This window comes from Thermovirga sp. (assembly GCA_012523215.1).
Taxonomy (GTDB): Bacteria; Synergistota; Synergistia; order Synergistales; family Thermovirgaceae; genus 58-81.
The window spans coordinates 1-2,948 of the sequence record JAAYIZ010000122.1; the positions used below are offsets into that span (position 1 = coordinate 1).

Sequence of the window (2,948 nt, forward strand, 5' to 3'; positions counted from 1 at the left end):
GCCTTCCTTCGACAGGAATGAAAGCGGCCGTTTTCGGAGGGGGTTTATCGTCACTTTTTTGCGCTTTCGAACTGTTGAAAAAGGGGCACCGTGTCTTCCTCTGTTTTGTTGGAGAGGTACCGGGGGGGCGGCTTCTAGGCCTTCCTGAAGAGATCCTCCCCCGGAAAATCCTTGGGAAGGCTCTTGCAACCCTTGAAGCAATGGGCGCGACCCGTCTTCACGGTGATATCCCTGTCGAAATCGGATCGCGGGAATGGGCTGTGGCCTATGTAGGGGTCGACGACCCTCGATGGGAAGATTTTGTGTCGGGGAAAGAAATAGATCCTCTGACCTACGAAACCACTTCCCCGGGCGTTTTCGCGGGGGGATATGCCCGTGAGGGGAAAGTCTCTCCCGTATGGGAGTCTGCCGACGGGAAGAGAGCAGCCAACTCAATGGATCGTTTTCTCCAAGGGGCCTCGCTGACGTCGGGCCGGGAAAAGGAGACCACCCTGGAGACAAGGCTTTTCACCCCCCTTGAGACGGTCCCTTACCTTCCGCCACGGGATGACCCGATAGGGGAGGCCAAACGCTGTATCCTCTGCGAATGTCGTTACTGCGTCCGGGAATGTTCCTTCCTTGAAAAGTACAAAAGATACCCTAAAGCCTACGCCCGTGAGATCTATAATAACTTTGCCATAGTGAAAGGAGTCCACCAGGCCAACAAGATGATCAACTCCTGCGCGCTTTGCGGTCTTTGCGAGGCGCTCTGCCCCAACGACTTCTCCATGGCTGACCTCTGTCGTTCCTCGAGGGAGGAGATGGTGGAAAAAGGCATTATGCCCCCATCGGTCCATGAGTTCGCCCTGTTAGACATGGACCACGCTAATTCTCCCAGGGCTGCCGGGCTGCGCCCCGGAGAGGAGGGTACGAAGGCCCTTTTCTTCCCCGGCTGCCAGTTGGCGGGGACGATGCCGGAGCATACGGACAGGCTTTTTGAGCACCTGAAAGGGGTCTACCAGGGTGAACTGGGCCTTTTGCTGGGCTGTTGCGGGGCCCCCGCCTGGTGGTCCGGAAGAAAAACCAGTCTTGAAAAGGTTTTAGGAAGAGTAGAGGGCGCCCTCCGGTCGGTCGGTAACCCGCCGTTGATATTGGCCTGCTCATCTTGCAACGAGGTGTTCCGCCATTTTCTTCCCGATGTTGAACGGGTATCCGTCTGGCAGGTTCTCCTCGATAAGGGATTCCCACCGACGGGACAACCACGGGACATGACTCTTGCCCTTCATGACCCCTGTACGACACGACGGGAACCAGGATGGAGAGATCCTGTCAGGGAGCTTCTAGGAGCGATAGGGCAATCCTTTGAAGAGCTGCCTTTCGGAGGAGAGACCACCCGGTGTTGCGGGTATGGAGGACTTCAGTACATGGCGGACCCCGAACTAGCCAGGAAAAGTGTCAACCGAAGGCTCGAAGAGAGCGAAAACCCATTCCTGACGTATTGTTCGATGTGCCGCGAAAGCCTTTCAGGGCATGGCAAGGATGTGTTTCACATCCTTGATCTCCTGTTCAACACCCCTCCCAGGGAGGACCGTACCGGGTTTTCCCAGAGACGGGCGAATCGCGAAGCCCTTCGCAGGGATCTTCTCGGCCCCTCGGATCTTCCCCCGGAACCATGGGACGATCTGGATATTTCCATTTCCCAAACGGTGCGAGAGTGCCTGGAGGAAAGGCACATACTGGAGAGCGATATAAGGCAGACCCTGTGGAAATCCTCATTGCAGGGAAGGTACCTCTTCTCATCCAAGGGAACCCGGCTGGCCTCCTCGAGGATTGGTAACGTGACTTTCTGGGTGGAATATCTGCCCCTTGAGGAAGCCTTGGAGATAATCAACGCCTGGAGCCACAGAATGACCCTGGAGCTTACGGAATGAGGGATAGAATGGACCTTGGTTTCGGCGACGAAACAGGATGGGAGTGCAGCTGCGGCGGTTCACTCGTTCTCCGCAAGGTTGCCGCCCACTACCTTGGGAGCCGCTTCGAGGTTGAACTGCCCGCTTGCGCCGAGTGCGGGCTGATTCTCGTTCCCGAAGGTCTCGCTATGGGAAGGATGCTCGAGGTGGAGAAGATACTGGAGGATAAGTGATGGCTCTTCCCTACGAGCATCCCCTCTGGAGCACCGCCCTGGGCGAAAGCCTTCATCCCGGCGGAGAATCCCTATCCCGCAGGCTTGTTGAGTTGTGCTCTTTTCGGAAAGGGGATCATGTTCTCGATGCCGGCTGCGGCCCGGGCGTCACATTGGGTATTTTAATTGAAATGGGAGTCGATGCTGTGGGCCTCGATACTTCTTGCCACTTTCTGGAGATGGCCGCAGAAAGAGGTCCTGTAGTCAAGGGAGAGCTTCTGTCCCTCCCCTTCGGTGATGGAAGCCTGGACGGAGCGGTGGCCGAGTGTGTCCTCTTCCTGCAGGATGACGTTACAAGGGTGCTCCGTGAACTGTCGAGGGTCTTGAAAAAGGATGGACTCCTGGCGGTGACGGACCTCTTCGGAAAAGAAGGCGGCGGGAGCCTCAAGGAGGGACATGGACGGGTGAGACGGGCCCCCGATCTTGGCGAAATTGAGGCAATTTTCCACGAGGGCGGATTCCGCGTGGAGCTCTTCGAAGACCATTCGTGCCTTCTTCGGGAATGCGCCGCAAAGCTGGTGTGGGCGGGCGTCATCGAGGGGCGCGAGGTACGTTGCAGCACCAGGGGCTATGGTCTCTGGCTTACAAAAAACAGGAACAAGTTCCTTTAAAGCTGGTGAGAGACGATGGGAGACCTGGAGAGAGCGGGAATGGGATGGGTCCAGGAAGGATTTTGCTGTTCGCAGATCATGACCCTGGCGGGAACGGCATTGACCGGAAGGGATAACCGGGATTTGACGGCTGCCATGAGTGGCCTCTGCCGGGGCGTTTATTCCGGTCTCGGCAC

4 protein-coding genes are annotated in these 2,948 nt (G+C 57.1%); 3 read left to right on the top strand and 1 reads right to left on the bottom strand.

Translation table 11 applies throughout. The annotated features are described in order from the left end of the window. The 3 genes from GX108_03420 to GX108_03430 form a co-directional block, all read left to right on the top strand. Positions 1–1,910: Fe-S oxidoreductase (locus GX108_03420; protein ID NLO56093.1), on the top strand; the 1,910-nt coding region annotated here is incomplete at its 5' end. Continuing rightward, a complete protein-coding gene (locus tag GX108_03425; protein NLO56094.1) occupies positions 1,907–2,122 on the top strand; it encodes a DNA-binding protein in 216 nt (71 codons plus the stop codon). The genes GX108_03420 and GX108_03425, both read left to right, overlap by 4 nt. Continuing rightward, positions 2,122–2,772, top strand: a complete 651-nt coding sequence (locus GX108_03430) for a class I SAM-dependent methyltransferase (protein NLO56095.1) — start codon at positions 2,122–2,124, stop codon at positions 2,770–2,772. Before GX108_03425 ends, GX108_03430 begins: the two co-directional genes overlap by 1 nt. On the opposite strand, the gene GX108_03435 is transcribed toward GX108_03430, so the two are convergent. Next, positions 2,769–2,909 carry a hypothetical protein gene (locus GX108_03435; GenBank protein NLO56096.1) on the bottom strand — a complete coding sequence of 47 codons (141 nt, stop codon included), beginning with the start codon at positions 2,907–2,909 and terminating at the stop codon, positions 2,769–2,771. The genes GX108_03430 and GX108_03435 overlap by 4 nt on opposite strands. Between the last annotated feature and the right edge of the window lie 39 nt (positions 2,910–2,948).

What these genes read in the sequence shown, in the direction of transcription:
- GX108_03425 (NLO56094.1), top strand. Translation starts at nt 1,907, where the DNA reads ATGAGGGATAGAATGGACCTTGGTTTCGGCGACGAAACAGGATGGGAG.
- GX108_03435 (NLO56096.1), bottom strand. Translation starts at nt 2,909, where the DNA reads ATGGCAGCCGTCAAATCCCGGTTATCCCTTCCGGTCAATGCCGTTCCC.
- GX108_03430 (NLO56095.1), top strand. Translation starts at nt 2,122, where the DNA reads ATGGCTCTTCCCTACGAGCATCCCCTCTGGAGCACCGCCCTGGGCGAA.